This window comes from Terrabacter tumescens (genome assembly GCF_014646815.1).
GTDB lineage: Bacteria > Actinomycetota > Actinomycetes > Actinomycetales > Dermatophilaceae > Terrabacter > Terrabacter tumescens.
This window is the reverse complement of record NZ_BMNZ01000008.1, coordinates 81693-95832: the sequence shown is the minus strand read 5'-3', so window position 1 is coordinate 95832 and position 14140 is coordinate 81693. Positions and strand designations below refer to the sequence as shown.

Here is a 14140-nt window from a genome sequence, read left to right as displayed (position 1 = left end):
GGGGCGGTCAGTCGCCGGTGACGGTCGTCAGGCAGAAGGGGTGACCGACGGGGTCGAGCAGCACTCGCCAGGCCGACGGCGCCGGCTGGTGGGCGGCCTCGGTGGCGCCGAGGGCGATCGACCGCTCGACCGCGTCGTCGAGGTCGGTGACGAGGATGTCGAGGTGGAGCTGCTGCTGCTGGCCCGGCTCCGGCCAGGTCGGCCGCACGTGGTCGGTCGCCCGCATCATCGTGACGGCCATGCCACCGTCGGACAGCGACACGACGCCCCCGTCCGGGCTCTCGTACGCGCGCGGCAGGCCGAGCAGCGCGCCGTAGAAGTCGGCGAGCGCGGACGGGTCCGGGCAGTCGAGGGACACGGAGGCGAGCCAGCCGACGGCGGGTGCAGGTGAGGTCGTCATGCGCACAACCCTTGCATCGGGCTCTGACGTCCACGCCAAGGAGGTCCTGTCGCGGACGCCCGTCACCGGTTCGGCCCGCGGTTCGGTCCGAGGTGAATCCGAGGTTGTCCGAGGGTCAGTGGGCGACCCGGGTGTCGTGCGCCAAGGGCGCGTCGTGGAGCACGCGGTCCATGTCACGGTCGAGCTCGGCGTCGGCGCCGAAGGGGGCGCGCGGCAGTGAGAACGTCCGGCGGTGGTGCGGCCCGGCGGCCGCGACGAGAGCAACGATCATGGCGATGAAGAAGATGATGTCCATGGCAGAAAGCCTGCGCTCATCACGATCCTGCCACGAGTGGCAGAACTGTCGATGATCGACAAGATTCTGCCAACAGTGTCATGCTGGTCGGATGCTGCGCACCATCGCCGTCATCGCCCAGGAGCCCGTCGCGACGTTCGAGCTCGGGGTGCTCTGCGAGGTGTTCGGCATCGACCGCACCGACGACGGCGTCCCCGCCTTCGACTTCCGCGTCTGCTCGGCCCGCCCGGGGGAGCCGCTCCGCACGACGACCGGCCTGAGCGTCATCGCGCCCCACCCGCTCGAGGCCGCCCGCGGCGCCGACCTCGTCGCCATCCCCGGCGGCGCCGTCGACGGTCCCTACGATCCCGAGGTCCTCGACCTTCTGCGCGACACCGCAGCGCGCGGGGGTCGGGTCCTCTCGGTCTGCTCCGGCGCCTTCCAGCTCGCCGCAGCCGGCCTGCTCGACGGGCGTGAGTGCACCACCCACTGGAGGTATGCCGCCCGCCTGGCCGAGGAGCACCCGCGCGCCTGCGTGGACCTCGACGTCCTCTACGTCGAGGACGGCCCGGTCCTGACGAGCGCGGGCACGGCTGCCGGCATCGACGCGTGCCTGCACCTCGTGCGCACCGAGCTCGGCTCGGAGGTCGCGACCCGCATCGCCCGTCGCATGGTCGTCCCGCCGCACCGGTCCGGTGGCCAGCGCCAGTTCGTCGAGACGCCGGTGCCGACCGAGCCGTGCGAGGGGCTGCAGGACGTCATGGAGTGGGTGGCCGAGCGCCTCGACGAGGAGCACTCGATCCCGTCCCTGGCGCGCCGCGCCGCGATGTCCGAGCGCACGTTCGCCCGCCGGTTCACGGCCGAGGTCGGCACCACGCCTCACAAGTGGCTGACGAGCCAGCGCGTGCTCCGGGCCCGCCACCTGCTCGAGTCCACCGACCTCGACATCGAGCGCATCGCCCGTGAGAGCGGCTTCGCGACGGCCGCCGTCCTGCGCCACCACTTCCAGCGCCAGATCGGCATCCCGCCCGTCGCCTACCGTCGCGCCTTCGCCCGGCAGCCCGCCACGGCCTAGCACTCCACCCTCGCGAGGAGAGTCTGCGCCGCTATCGGACCAACGCTAGACACCGCTAGCAATGCCGAGAGCGCTCGTGGACCCGCGGATCTCGCCGCGACAGGCGTGGTTACCGCTAGTAGGTTACTGGCCAGTGGACGCCACCGACGCCGTCCCGCTGCCCTAGGAGCCTGCCGTCATGCCGCGATCGACCCTCCGCCTGTCCCGGACCCGCCGCATCGTCGGTGTCGTCGTCCTCGCCCTTGCCGCCGCGGTCATGGCGCCGTTCACGACAGCTCGGGCCGACGGGTTCTACGACCCGCCGTCGTCCATTACCGCGGTGCCCGGCACGGTGCTCGAGGCGGAGGCGATGACCTTCTACCTCGACCCGCTCCGCACCATCCGCTCGACCGCTCGGGCGACCCGAGTCATGTACGCGACCCGCGACCGCAGCGGCGTCCCCGTCGCCGTCACCGGCACGGTCCTCGTCCCGCCCGTCCCGTGGATCGGCGCAGGTCAGCGTCCCGTCATCGGCTACGCCGCAGGCACCCAGGGCATGGGCGACCAGTGCGCGCCGAGCCGACAGCTCGCCGCGGGGTCGGAGTACGAAGGCGCTTTCGTCTCAGGCCTGCTCGCGCGTGGCTATGCCGTCGCCATGACCGACTACCAGGGCCTCGGCACGCCCGGCACGCACACCTACATGGTCCGTGAGGCACAGGCCCACGCCGTCCTCGACATGGTGCGCGCGGCCCAGCGCCTCCCCGGCACCGGGCTGCCCACCGCCGGCCCGGTCATGCTCGCGGGCTACAGCCAGGGCGGTGGCGCGAGCGCTGCCGCCGCCGAGCTCGCGCCCACCTACGCTCCCGAGCTCAAGCTCAAGGGCGCCGTGGCCGGAGCCGTCCCCGCCGAGCTCGGCGCCGTGGCCGCGCACCTCGACGGCAGCCTCTACTCCGCCTTCGCGCTCTACGCCGTCGCCGGCCAGTCCGCCGCCTACGGCCTCGACCTCGACAGCTTCCTCAACGCCCGCGGCACGTCGGTCATCAACGCCGTCAAGGGCGAGTGCGTCGCCCAGTCCATCGCCCTGCACGCCTTCACGCGCTCGAGCGACCTGACCAGGGACGGCCGCTCCCTGACCGAGCTCGCGGCGGCCGAGCCCTTCCGCTCGATCATCGCCGACCAGCGCCTCGGCCGGCTCAAGCCCACCGTCCCCGTCCTGCTCACGCACTCGGTGCTCGACGACGTCATCCCGTATGCCGTGGGGCGAGGTCTCGCCCACGACTGGTGCGCCCGCGGCGCCAACGTCGCCTTCTCCGCCAACGTGACCCCCACCCACGTCGGGGGTGCGGTGCCGTCGTTCGCGAAGGAGTACGCCTTCCTCGAGGCGCGGGTCGCCGGTCTCCCGCAGGTCTCCGACTGCTGGTGGCTGTGAGGAGCGGCGTCAGGAGTTGCGGCGGGCGATCGCGGTCGAGAGGGCCGTCGCGAAACCGCACCACACTGCATACGGCGACAGGGCGATCCCGGCCCCCTTGCTCGCGGTGCCGGCGCGCCGCGCCAGGTCGGCCGAGCTCGCCGTGAGCAGGGCGGCCTCGGCCGCGGCGACCCACGGCCTGCGGGAGCGCCAGAAGAGGACGCTCCACGCCGCGTTGAGCGCGAGGTTGGTCCCGAACGCCTTGAGGTAGGCGTCGCGGCCCGTGGTGTCGCCGGCCTTGTCGTACGCGTTGAGCGCGGTCGCCGAGCTCGCCGCGATGTCGGCGTAGAGCGCGGTCCACACGACAGGGAAGGCGATCGTCGGCGGCTGCCAGTCGGGCAGGTCGAGCGAGCGGTACCAGGTCGAGTCGGGCTTGGTGGCAAGGCTGCCCACGACGACGGTCGCCACGGTCGCGGCACTCGTCAGGGCGAGGTTGCGCATGGCCGTGTCGGGCTTCGCCGTGCGCATGGCCGACCGCACGGCGGTGTCGAAGTCGGTGAAGCCACCGGGCACGTCGACGTAGTCCACGAGGTCGTTCTCCTTGGCGACGACCTCGTGGACGAGGCTGCCGACGAGCGGCTTGGCCAGGCCGGCCGAGATCGGCGTGACGAGCCCGACCCAGTGGCTCGCGAGGCGCGGCGTCAGCACCGGCACGGTCACGACGACGGGACGGCGGCGGCCCGTCGCGTCGGAGAAGCGCCCGATCATCTCGCGGTAGGTCAGCACCTCGGGGCCGCCGATGTCGAAGGTGCGGTTGACCTCGGGAGGCAGGCTGCCGGCGCCGACGAGCAGCGTCACGACGTCGTCGATGGCGATCGGCTGGATCTTGTTGTCGAGCCACTTCGGCGCGACCATCGCGGGCAGCCGAGTGGTGAGGTAGCGCAGCATGTCGAACGACGCCGACCCGTCACCGAGCACGACCGCAGCCTGGAGCACCGCCGTGGGCACGCCCGAGTCGAGCAGGATGCGTCCGACCTCGACGCGCGAGGCGAGGTGTGGCGAGAGGACGTCGTCGTCGGGGTGCAGGCCGCCGAGGTAGACGATGCGCGAGACCCCGGCATCCTTGGCCGCCTCGGAGAAGATCGTCGCCGCCTCGCGGTCCCGCTCGGCGAAGTCGGGCTTGTCGTCCATCGAGTGCACGAGGTACCACGCGGCGTCGATCCCCTCGAGGGCCCGGCGCATGTCGTCGGCCGAGCCGACGTCACCCTCGGTGACCTCGACCCGGTCGGCCCACGGCTTGCCGTCCATCGAGCTGCGGTGGCGGGTCAGCACACGCACGGTCCAGCCCTCGTCGAGCAGCCGCGGCACGACCTGCCCCCCGATGTAGCCGGAGGCTCCGGTCACGAGGGCGTTGCGGGAGGAGGTCATCGGATCACCTGGTCAGCTCGAGGGCGGGTGGGAGGAGGACGAGCATCCCGGTCGACCACACGACGTGCGTGATGATCGGCCCGAGGAAGCCGCCGGTGACGCGGCGCTGCAGCGCGGTCACGAGACCGATCACGGCGGCGGCGAGGACGAGCAGCGGGATGCCGCTGCCCACGGTCGTCAGGGCGTAGAGCACCGTCGTCAGTGTGACCTGGTGGCGGGGGAGCGCGGCATACAGGGCGCCGCGGAAGTAGAGCTCCTCGACGACGCCGTTGACGAAGGTGATGGCGAGGACGGCGGCGAAGGCGCCGAACCGGGCGTGGTCGAGCAGCTGGTCGACGGGCTCGCGCAGCACGGGGATGCGCGCGACGACGAGCGCCCCGACGAGGAAGACGAGCAGGAGCAGCACGCCGAGCACGAGCGACTGGACGATGGGCCGGGCCGGCTCGCCACGACGCGTGTGCCCCCAGCCGGCGTGCAGCGGCCCGGACAGCAGCGCCCCGACGAGCCACACCGCCGCCAGCGCGAGCGTCGCGACGTAGAAGAGGGGGTCTCCCGGCGTGATCCGGAGTGCCCACGCGAGCACGACGGTGCCGACGACGAACGTGATCGCGACGACCACCTGGCGGCGCCGGAAGACGTCGTCGGGGTCGTGGTGGTCGCGGTCCACCTTCTCGATGAGCGCCGCGTTGACGAACGCGCGCAGCTCGGCCACGGGGCCCCGCATGTCTCGTCTCCTCCGGTCGTCAGCGTCGGGCGCGCTCGTAGCGGGCCAGGGTCTCCTTGCGCTCGTCGTCGTGGTCGACGACCGGCTGGGGATACTTCTCGTCGTACCCGTTGTCGTGCTTCCACGGCTCGTGCGCGGCGCTGCCCTTCAGGTGGCGCAGCTCGGGCACCCAGCGCCGGACGTACTCCCCGTCGGGGTCGAACTTCTTGCCCTGCGTCACCGGGTTGAAGACGCGGAAGTAGGGCGAGGCGTCGGTGCCGGTGCCCGCGACCCACTGCCAGCCGTGGTTGTTGCTGGCGATGTCTCCGTCGATGAGGTGGTCGAGGAAGTGCTGCGCCCCGACCGGCCACCACACGTGGAGGTCCTTGGTCAGGAAGCTGGCCGTGATCATCCGCACCCGGTTGTGCATCCAGCCCTCCTCGAGGAGCTGGCGCATGCCCGCGTCGACGATCGGGTAGCCCGTGCGGCCTTCGCGCCACGCGTCGACGAGCCGGTCGGTCTCGGCGCCGGAGTCGTAGGGCAGCTTGGCGAGCTCGCCGCGCAGGTCGTGCCACGCCGAGTCCGGCTGGTGCCACAGCACGTCGGCGTAGAACTCGCGCCAGATCAGCTCGGTGACGTAGGTGTTGGCCGCCTGCGACCGCCCGGCCGAGTGCGCGGCGATGTCCGCGAGGATCGTCCGGGGGTGGATCTCGCCGTACTTCAGGGGCGCCGACAGTCGCGAGGTCGTGTCGAGGTCGGGTCGGTCGCGTTCCCTGTCGTATGCCGTCAGCCCGTCGCGCAGGAAGCTCTCCCACCGCTTGAGCGCGGCTGCCTCGCCGGCCTCGATCCCCGAGGGCGTCTTCGGCAGCGGGTCGCTGTGCACCTCGTCGCGCAGCCACGGGATGCGCTTCGGCCGGTCGGCCGGTGCCGGCCGGCCGTGCTGGTGCCACGCCTTGGAGAACGGCGTGAAGACCTTGTAGGGCGAGCCGGACTGGTTGACGATGCGACCCGGCCCCACGGCATACGGCGTGCCGGTCGCGACGAGCTCGCGTCCGTCGTCGGCGAGGGCCTTCTCGACGGCCTCGTCGCGGCGACGGCCGTAGGGCGTCGTCTCGCGCGAGACGTGGACCTGCGTCGCGCCGACCTGCTTCGCCAGCTTCGGGATGACCTCGACCGGGTCACCGCGGCGGACGACGAGGGCGCCGCGCGTGTCCTTGGACAGCGACGCCACCGAGGCGAGCAGCCGCCGCGTGCGCGGGGTCTCGTGCTCGAGCAGGCGCGGGTCGAGCACGAAGACCGGCAGCACGTGCGAGGCCGAGTCGACGGCGGCGAGCAGCGCCGGATGGTCGTTCAGGCGCAGGTCTCGCCGGAACCACAGGATCGACGTCGTCGCCGGAGCCATCAGGAGGCCGCGACCGCGGCGCCCTCCCGCTCGAAGCGCACCTGCGCCACGTCGAGGTAGCCCGTCGCGAAACCCGCCTCGCAGTAGGCGAGGTAGAACTCCCACTTGCGACGGAACGTCTCGTCGAAGCCGAGGGCGTTGACCTCGGGCCAGCGCGCGAGGAACGTCTCGCGCCAGCGGCGCAGCGTCTCGGCGTAGTCGGTGCCGAAGGCCTCGACGGCCGACATGCGCAGTGTCGTCGCGGCGTCGGTCGTCTCGCTCATCGCCTGCAGGCTCGGGATGAGCCCGCCGGGGAAGATGTGCTTCTGGATCCAGCCGTACGAGTGCTTCGTGGCCATGAGCCGCTCGTGCGACATGAGGATCGCCTGGATCGCGGCGATGCCCCCCGGCGCCAGGCGCTCGTCGATCGTGCGGAAGTAGGTCTCCCAGTACTCCTCGCCGACGGCCTCGATCATCTCGACGCTGACGACGGCGTCGTAGACGCCCTCGACCTCCCGGTAGTCCTGGATGCGGATGTCGACCGTGTCGGTGAAGCCGGCGTCGGCGACGCGCTGACGGGCCAGTGCCGCCTGCTCCTTGGAGAGCGTGACGCTCGTGACCGTGGCGCCGCGGCGTGCGGCCTCGAGGGCGAGCGTGCCCCAGCCGGTGCCGATCTCGAGGACGCGGCTGTCCTGGCCGACCTTGGCCATGTCGAGGATCGCGTGCACCTTGCGCAGCTGGGCCTCCTCGAAGGACTGCGTGCGCAGCGGCTGGTCCTCGTCGAAGATCGCCGAGCTGTAGCTCATCGTCTCGTCGAGGAAGGTCGCGAAGAGGTCGTTGGACAGGTCGTAGTGCGCCTCGATGTTGCGGCGCGAGCCGAGCAGCGAGTTGTTCTGGATCGTCGGGATGCGGCGGTCGACGAAGCCGCGCAGCCGCAGCCACCCGGCCGGCACGGCCGTCGTCATCCGCTCGGCGAACGGCATGAGCAGCTCGGCGAGGTCGGTGCCCTCGGCCGCCTTCCAGTCGCCGGCCATGTAGGCCTCGCCGATCCCGATCTTCGGGTGGTGGGCGAGGCGCTCGAAGAGGGCCGTCGGGCGCACGATCTCCAGGCCCGGGCGGCCGGCCTGGCGCGTGCCGCCACCGAGCAGCGACCCGTCGGGCATGACGACGTCGACCGGCACGCGCTTGGCGACCTGGGCGAGGATGCTGCGGGCCAGGCGGGCGCGGACGCAGAGGACCCGCAGGCTCGGCCGGCGCAGGCAGATGGGCTGGGCCATCGAGAGCGTCGGCGAGACGGGCGACGGGACGGGCTGGGTGGACTGGGCGGTCATCGGACGGCCTCCTCGGGGTGGTGGGGGCGGGGCATGACGGGCAGGCGACGCAACCACAGTCGTATGCCGTGTACCCGGATCAGGGCCGTCACCCTCTGGGTCATGAGGCCGTGACGGCGGACGAGTCGGAGCAGGGAGCGGGTCGTGGCGGGCTCCGGGGTGCCACGGGTGACGGCGGTCATGATGCGCTCGCCACCGCGGTCGAGGCCCACCGTCACGGCGACGGCGTCGGGCCGCAGGACGAGGCGGACGGCATACTCCCCGCTCGTGTCGTTGAAGGGCGAGACGTAGAAGGCCTTGGCGACGGAGGCCGTGCCGTCGTCCTCGACGTCGAGGAGGTAGGCGTGGCGCTCCCCGTAGGTGTTGTGCACCTCGAAGACGACGGCGAGCAGCGAGCCGTCGGGGCGCAGGCACCAGAAGACGCTGAGGGGGTCGAAGGTGTGGCCGAGGACGCGCGCGTTGGCGAGCATGAGCACCCGGTCGTCGGCGGCCAGGGTCACGCCACGTGCGGCGAGGAACCGCTGGACGTCACCACGGATCCCCCCGCCCAGCCGGCCGCCATCGAGGTGGTCGCGCGCATCGAACCGGGCGAGCAGCCTTGCGGGCCAAGGAAGTCGGGGAAGGTCGTCGATGTCGACGAGCCACTGGTACTGGCCGTGGGTGAAGCTGTGGTGCAGCGGCGTGCGACGCGAGTGCGCCACGGTGCCGTCGACGAGGGCAGGCACCTGCGGCGGCGTGAGGACGGCCGTCACCAGCGCACCCCGAACGACTCGGCGGCTTCCACGCCCGAGCGGCACCCGTCCTCGTGGAAGCCCCAGCCGAGGTGCGCGCCGGCGAAGGCCAGACGGTCGCCACCCGCACCTCGCAGGCGGCCCGCGGCCTCGACCGCCTCCTGGGTGAAGATCGGGTGGTCGTAGGACATCCGCGCCGTCACGAGTGACTCGTCGACGGTGCCGGCCGGGTTGAGCGTCACGACGTGGTCGTCGGCGTCGGTGATGCCGTGCAGGCGGTTCATCCAGTAGCTGACGGTGACGTCGGGCGCCGGGGCGTCGCAGGCGTGCATGCGGTAGTTCCACGACGCCTTGGCCTGGCGGGGCTTGGGCAGCACGGAGGAGTCGCGGTGCAGCCAGGTCTCGTTGCGGGAGTAGCGGATCGCCGACAGGTCGCGCTTCTCGTCGGGCGTCGCGTCGGCCAGCAGGTCGAGGGCCGAGTCGGCGTGGGTGGCCACCACCGCGCGGTCGAAGGTCGCGGTCTGCCCGTCGCGCACGAGCACGTCGACACCGTCGTCGTGCCTCGTCACCGCGGTCACCGGGCTCTCCTTGCGCACGTCGGGCAGTCGCGCGACGAGCCGGTCGACGTAGGTGGCCGACCCGCCGGTGACGGTGCGCCAGGTCGGCGAACCCGTCACCGTCAGCATGCCGTGGTGGTCGAGGAACCGGAAGAGGTGGCGGGCCGGGTAGGACGAGGCGTCGAGGTCGCCGCACGACCAGACGCAGGCGACGAGCGGGATGGCGAAGTGGCGCACGAAGTAGTCGGAGAAGCCCTGCGCGGCAAGGAACTCGCCCCACGTCGGGTTCTGCGACTCGTCGGCGAGGAGGGCGTGCGCGGCCTTGTGGAAGCGCGGCACGTCGCTCAGCATCTTGACGAACCGCGGGTCGGCGAGGCGGCGCTTCTGGGCGAACATGCCCTTGGGACCGCGGCCCCCGGCATACGACAGCCCACAGCCCTCGCACGTGATGCTCATGCTCATCTCGGTGGGCTGGGTCGGCACGTCGAGCTCGGCGAAGAGGCGGAGCAGGTGCGGGTACGTCTTCTCGTTGTGGACGATGAAACCGCTGTCGATGCGCAGGCTGCCGTCGCGTCCGGCGACGTCGTGGGTGTGCGCGTGGCCGCCGATGCGGCTGTCGCTCTCGTAGAGCGTGACGTCGTGCGTCCTGCTCAGCACGTGGGCTGCGGTCAGTCCCGAGACGCCCGCGCCGATGACGGCGGCGGTGGGTCGGGTGCTGTCGGATCGGTTCGGTCGAGTCACCGAGGCCTCCTGGCTGATGTGGTCCCGTGTGGTTCGGCGCGATGCCCCGACCGGATTGGAGGAGGACAGTGTGCGCGGCGCGCGTTGTCCATCCTTCGTCCACACCGTAGAGTGGCTGTTCAAGGTCTGTCAAAGGTTGGAGAAGGCATGGAGATCGAGCGCAGCGTCACCGTGGGAGTGCCCGTGGATCGCGTCTTCGCCTACCTCAGCGACTTCACCAACACGACCGAGTGGGACCCGGGCACCGTGAGCACCGAACGGGTCTCCGGTGACGGCGGCCTCGGCACGCGCTACCGCAACGTGTCGAAGTTCCTCGGCCGCGAGACCGAGCTCGACTACCTCGTCATCGAGCACGTGCCGGGCGAGCGGTTCGCGCTCAGGGGAGAGAACGCCACGGTCGTCGCCAACGACACGATGACCTTCGTGCGCACCGTGACGGGCGGCGCCGGCGACGGCGGGGCCGGCGCCGAGGGCACGACCGTCACCTATCGCGCCGACTTCGAGTTCAAGGGCGTCGCCAAGCTCGCCGCCCCCCTGCTCGCGCCGGCCTTCAAGAAGCTCGGCGACGAGGCCGAGCAGGGCATGCGAGACGCCTTGAACAGGTTGGGGTAGCCGATGTACACCATCAAACGTGCCGCGGAGCTGACCGGGATCAGCGTCGCCACCCTCCGCGCGTGGGAGCGTCGCTACGGCGTCGTCAGCCCGCAGCGGTCCGACGGCGGCTACCGCCTCTACGGCCCCGAGGACGTGCGCGCCCTCGCCATCATGAACTCCCTCGTCAACGAGGGGTGGTCGGCCCGCGAGGCCGCCGCGGAGACCATCCGCCGGCTCTCGAGCCGCGACGCCGCCGGTCGCGAGGTGCCCTTCGGCCGCGGCGACCGCGAGAGCCGCAGCTCGCGCGTCGCCCCGCTGCGCCCGGGTGGCCGCTACCAGTCCGAGGACGCCGAGGCCTTCATCCGGGCGGCCGAGCGGCTCGACTCCGCGTCGGCGAGCGCCGTCCTCGACGCCCGGTTCGCGCTCGGCACGTTCGAGCACGTCGTCGACGACTGGCTCATGCCCACCCTGGCCCTCGTCGGTGACGCGTGGGCGCACGGCCGGCTCACCGTGGCCGGCGAGCACCTCGTGTCGTATGCCGTGCAGCGACGTCTCGCGGCCGCCTACGAGGCCGCGTCCGGCCGGGTCGACGGCCCGACCCTGCTCATCGGCCTGCCGCCGGGCTCGCGCCACGAGCTCGGGCTGCTCGCCTTCGCCGTGGCGGCCCGCAGGGCCGGCTTCGCCACCGTCTACGTCGGCGCCGACCTGCCGGCCGAGGACTGGCTGCGCGCCATCGAGGCCCGACGGGCGGCCGGCATGGTCATGGCCGTGCCGCGCAACATCGACATCGCCATGGCCCAGGAGATCGTCGACACCGTGAGCCGCGCCCACCCCGAGGTCGTCATCGGGCTCGGCGGCAGCCAGCAGAACGAGATCACCGGCACCTGCGTGCACCTCGGCCACTCGATCACCGTCGCCGTCGGCGAGATGACGCGCCGCCTGCGCATCCCCGCCTGAGCGTGCGGGTCCTCGTCCTCGGGGGCACGGGCGAGGCGCGGGACCTCGCGGCCCGGCTCGTCGAGCGCGGCGACGTCGTCGTGTCGAGCCTGGCCGGGCGGGTCAGCGCGCCGGCCCTGCCCGTCGGCGAGGTGCGCACCGGGGGCTTCGGCGGCGTCGACGGCCTCGCCGCCTACGTCGACGGCTCCTTCGACCACGTCGTCGACGCCACCCACCCCTTCGCGGCGCGGATCACCGGCAACGCGGTCGCCGCGTGCGACCGGGTCGGCGTGCCGATCGTCCGGCTCCAGCGTCCCGGCTGGGAGGTGCACCCCCTGGCGGGCTCGTTCACGTGGGTCGAGGACATCGAGGCCGCCCGCGTCGCCGCCGAGGGCCTCGGGGTCCGGCCGTTCGTCACGACGGGGCGCCAGCAGCTCGACGCCTTCGCCGGGTGGGACGACCGCTACGTCCTGGCGCGCGTCGTCGACCCGCCCGAGTGGGAGGTCCCGGCGTCGTGGGAGGTGCTCCGAGCCCGCGGCCCCTACCCCTACGCCGGCGAGCGCGACCTGCTCGAGAGCCGCCGCATCGACGTGCTCCTGACCAAGGACTCGGGCGGTGCGCTCACCGAGGCCAAGCTCACTGCCGCGCACGACCTCGGCGTCCCCGTCGTCGTCGTCCGCCGCCCGCCGGTGCCCGAGGGGGTCCGCGTCGTCGCGACGGTGGACGACGCACTCGGAGCGGTGGGCGCGAAACCCGCCTGACGGCATACGTCGTCGCGTACGTTCGTCGCGTGACGGCGGGGCCGGCGGGACACGACGAACGCGCGCGGTGGGAGCGGCTGCTCCCCGGCATCGCCGTGCTGCGCCGCTACGACCGCGTGTGGCTGCGCGGCGACGTGCTCGGCGGGATCACCGTCGCCGCCTACCTCGTGCCGCAGGTGCTCGCGTACGCCGAGGTCGCCGGGCTCCCGGCCGTCACCGGCCTGTGGGCCGTGGGGCCGGGCCTGCTCGTCTACGCAGTGCTCGGCTCGTCGCGGCAGCTGTCGGTCGGTCCCGAGTCGACGACCGCCCTCATGACCGCGGCCGGAGTCGGAGCGCTCGTCACTGCGGGTGGCGGGCTCGCGATGCGCCAGGAGATGGCGGCGCTCCTCGCGATCGCCGTCGGGCTCATCTGCGTCGTCGGCTTCGTGACGCGGCTCGGCTTCCTGTCCGACCTGCTGTCCAAGCCCGTCCTCGTCGGCTACATGGCCGGCATCGCCGCGCTGATGGTCGTCAGCCAGATCGGCAAGGTGACCGGGCTGAAGGTTGTGGGCGACTCCTTCCTCCAGGAGCTGAGGTATGCCGTCACGCACCTCGGCGACGTCCACCTCCCGACGCTGTGGCTGGCGCTCGGCGTGCTCGCGGGGCTCTTCGCGTTCCAGCGCTTCGCGCCGCACTGGCCCGGGCCGCTCATCGCGATGCTCGGCGCGACCGTCGTCGTCTGGGCGGGCGGGCTCGTCGAGCGAGCCGGCGTGCACGTCGTCGGCGCGGTGCCGCAGGGGCTGCCGGCCGTCAGGCTGCCCGACGTCGCCGACGTCGACGTCTGGGCCCTGCTGCCGGCGGCGCTCGGGGTCGCCGTCGTCGCCTACTCCGACAACGTCCTGACCGGCCGGGCGTTCGGGGCGCGCCACCGCGAGAGCATCGACAGCAACCAGGAGTTCCTCGCGCTCGGCGGCGCCAACGTCGCCTCCGGCCTGCTCCAGGGCTTCCCGATCAGCTCGAGCGGCAGCCGCACCGTCATCGCCGACGCGATGGGGGCGCGCACCCAGCTGCACTCGCTCGTCTCGCTGGTCATCGTCATCGCGACCCTGCTCTGGCTCGGGCCCGTCATCGGCGCCTTCCCCACCGCGGCGCTGGGGGCGGTCGTCGTCTTCGCCGCGATCCGGCTCGTCGACGTCGCCGAGCTGCGGCGGATCGCGGCCTTCCGGCGCAGCGAGCTCGTGCTGGCGCTCGCGACGACGGCGGCCGTGCTGCTCTTCGGGGTGCTGCCCGGCATCGGCGCCGCGATCGCGCTGTCGGTCCTCGACCTGCTGCGGCGCATCGTCCACCCGCACGACGGGGTGCTCGGCTACGTGCCCGACGTCGCCGGCATGCACGACATCGACGACCACCCGAACGCCGTCCAGGTGCCCGGGCTCGTCGTCTACCGCTACGACTCACCGCTCTTCTTCGCCAACTCCGACGACTTCGTCAAGCGCGCGCTCGAGGTCGTCGACACGGCCTCGGGGCACGGGCAGGTCGAGTGGTTCCTGCTCAATGCCGAGGCCAACACCGAGGTCGACCTGACGGCGGTGGACGCCCTCGAGACCCTGCGCTCCACGCTCGCGGCGCGGGGGATCCGCTTCGCGATGGCCCGGGTCAAGGAGGACATGCGGATCTCGCTCGAGGCCGGCGGCTTCGTCGAGAAGGTCGGTGCAGACCTCATCTTCCCGACCCTGCCGACGGCCGTCGCCGCGTATGCCGCGTGGTACGAGCGCGAGCACGGCTCGGGGCCGCCGGGGCTGCGCATCCCGCCCGTGCCGGCGCAGCCCGAGCCCACCCCGCCGGAGCCCGACGCCTAGCCT

General features: G+C 72.5%; 14 protein-coding genes. 6 read left to right on the top strand and 8 right to left on the bottom strand.

The annotated features are described in order from the left end of the window. Window positions 1–7: 7 nt before the first annotated feature. Both IEY30_RS18755 and IEY30_RS18750 read right to left on the bottom strand, forming a co-directional pair. Complete coding sequence (locus IEY30_RS18755; protein ID WP_030202477.1) at window positions 8–400, bottom strand: VOC family protein; 393 nt, start codon at window positions 398–400, stop codon at window positions 8–10. A 115-nt stretch (window positions 401–515) separates the two neighbouring features. Next, a complete protein-coding gene (locus tag IEY30_RS18750; protein ID WP_030202481.1) occupies window positions 516–695 on the bottom strand; it encodes a hypothetical protein in 180 nt (59 codons plus the stop codon). A gap of 91 nt (window positions 696–786) precedes the next feature. Between IEY30_RS18750 and IEY30_RS18745 the strand changes: the two genes are divergently transcribed. Continuing rightward, a complete protein-coding gene (locus IEY30_RS18745; protein ID WP_030202484.1) occupies window positions 787–1749 on the top strand; it encodes a GlxA family transcriptional regulator in 963 nt (320 codons plus the stop codon). A 178-nt stretch (window positions 1750–1927) separates the two neighbouring features. After that, window positions 1928–3157: a lipase family protein gene (locus tag IEY30_RS18740; RefSeq protein ID WP_030202486.1), complete on the top strand. Its 1230-nt coding sequence runs from the start codon at window positions 1928–1930 to the stop codon at window positions 3155–3157. A 9-nt stretch (window positions 3158–3166) separates the two neighbouring features. On the opposite strand, the gene IEY30_RS18735 is transcribed toward IEY30_RS18740, so the two are convergent. The 6 genes from IEY30_RS18735 to IEY30_RS18710 are packed head-to-tail and all read right to left on the bottom strand — an operon-like array spanning window position 3167 to window position 10008. Beyond that, a complete protein-coding gene (locus IEY30_RS18735) occupies window positions 3167–4564 on the bottom strand; it encodes a tryptophan-rich sensory protein (RefSeq protein ID WP_030202487.1) in 1398 nt (465 codons plus the stop codon). Between the two features lie 4 nt (window positions 4565–4568). Then, window positions 4569–5288, bottom strand: a complete 720-nt coding sequence (locus IEY30_RS18730) for a CPBP family intramembrane glutamic endopeptidase (protein ID WP_030202489.1) — start codon at window positions 5286–5288, stop codon at window positions 4569–4571. A gap of 19 nt (window positions 5289–5307) precedes the next feature. After that, entirely contained in the window at window positions 5308–6669 is a 1362-nt protein-coding gene (locus IEY30_RS18725; protein ID WP_030202491.1) for a cryptochrome/photolyase family protein, read from the bottom strand. Next, window positions 6669–7979 (bottom strand): SAM-dependent methyltransferase, encoded by a 1311-nt coding sequence (locus IEY30_RS18720; protein ID WP_030202494.1) that lies wholly within the window; start codon window positions 7977–7979, stop codon window positions 6669–6671. Before IEY30_RS18720 ends, IEY30_RS18725 begins: the two co-directional genes overlap by 1 nt. Then, window positions 7976–8731 carry a DUF1365 domain-containing protein gene (locus IEY30_RS18715; protein ID WP_043417311.1) on the bottom strand — a complete coding sequence of 252 codons (756 nt, stop codon included), beginning with the start codon at window positions 8729–8731 and terminating at the stop codon, window positions 7976–7978. The genes IEY30_RS18720 and IEY30_RS18715 overlap by 4 nt, the downstream gene beginning before the upstream one ends. Beyond that, the gene (locus IEY30_RS18710; RefSeq protein WP_030202500.1) at window positions 8728–10008 is read right to left on the bottom strand and encodes an NAD(P)/FAD-dependent oxidoreductase; all 1281 of its coding nucleotides are present in this window, start codon (window positions 10006–10008) and stop codon (window positions 8728–8730) included. The genes IEY30_RS18715 and IEY30_RS18710 overlap by 4 nt, the downstream gene beginning before the upstream one ends. A 147-nt stretch (window positions 10009–10155) precedes the next feature. Here IEY30_RS18710 and IEY30_RS18705 point away from each other — a divergent pair, with 147 nt between their 5' ends. From IEY30_RS18705 to IEY30_RS18690, 4 genes are read left to right on the top strand one after another with little or no spacing between them, the layout of a single operon-like run. After that, window positions 10156–10620: an SRPBCC family protein gene (locus IEY30_RS18705; protein ID WP_030202502.1), complete on the top strand. Its 465-nt coding sequence runs from the start codon at window positions 10156–10158 to the stop codon at window positions 10618–10620. 3 nt (window positions 10621–10623) lie between these two features. Next, window positions 10624–11559: a MerR family transcriptional regulator gene (locus tag IEY30_RS18700; RefSeq protein ID WP_030202503.1), complete on the top strand. Its 936-nt coding sequence runs from the start codon at window positions 10624–10626 to the stop codon at window positions 11557–11559. Between the two features lie 2 nt (window positions 11560–11561). Beyond that, entirely contained in the window at window positions 11562–12299 is a 738-nt protein-coding gene (locus IEY30_RS18695; RefSeq protein WP_030202505.1) for a cobalt-precorrin-6A reductase, read from the top strand. A gap of 29 nt (window positions 12300–12328) precedes the next feature. Then, window positions 12329–14137 (top strand): SulP family inorganic anion transporter, encoded by a 1809-nt coding sequence (locus IEY30_RS18690; RefSeq protein WP_156035469.1) that lies wholly within the window; start codon window positions 12329–12331, stop codon window positions 14135–14137. Window positions 14138–14140 lie beyond the last annotated feature (3 nt).

What these genes read in the sequence shown, in the direction of transcription:
- IEY30_RS18700 (WP_030202503.1), top strand. Translation starts at nt 10,624, where the DNA reads ATGTACACCATCAAACGTGCCGCGGAGCTGACCGGGATCAGCGTCGCC.
- IEY30_RS18735 (WP_030202487.1), bottom strand. Translation starts at nt 4,564, where the DNA reads ATGACCTCCTCCCGCAACGCCCTCGTGACCGGAGCCTCCGGCTACATC.
- IEY30_RS18720 (WP_030202494.1), bottom strand. Translation starts at nt 7,979, where the DNA reads ATGACCGCCCAGTCCACCCAGCCCGTCCCGTCGCCCGTCTCGCCGACG.
- IEY30_RS18705 (WP_030202502.1), top strand. Translation starts at nt 10,156, where the DNA reads ATGGAGATCGAGCGCAGCGTCACCGTGGGAGTGCCCGTGGATCGCGTC.
- IEY30_RS18755 (WP_030202477.1), bottom strand. Translation starts at nt 400, where the DNA reads ATGACGACCTCACCTGCACCCGCCGTCGGCTGGCTCGCCTCCGTGTCC.
- IEY30_RS18750 (WP_030202481.1), bottom strand. Translation starts at nt 695, where the DNA reads ATGGACATCATCTTCTTCATCGCCATGATCGTTGCTCTCGTCGCGGCC.
- IEY30_RS18740 (WP_030202486.1), top strand. Translation starts at nt 1,928, where the DNA reads ATGCCGCGATCGACCCTCCGCCTGTCCCGGACCCGCCGCATCGTCGGT.
- IEY30_RS18730 (WP_030202489.1), bottom strand. Translation starts at nt 5,288, where the DNA reads ATGCGGGGCCCCGTGGCCGAGCTGCGCGCGTTCGTCAACGCGGCGCTC.
- IEY30_RS18725 (WP_030202491.1), bottom strand. Translation starts at nt 6,669, where the DNA reads ATGGCTCCGGCGACGACGTCGATCCTGTGGTTCCGGCGAGACCTGCGC.
- IEY30_RS18745 (WP_030202484.1), top strand. Translation starts at nt 787, where the DNA reads ATGCTGCGCACCATCGCCGTCATCGCCCAGGAGCCCGTCGCGACGTTC.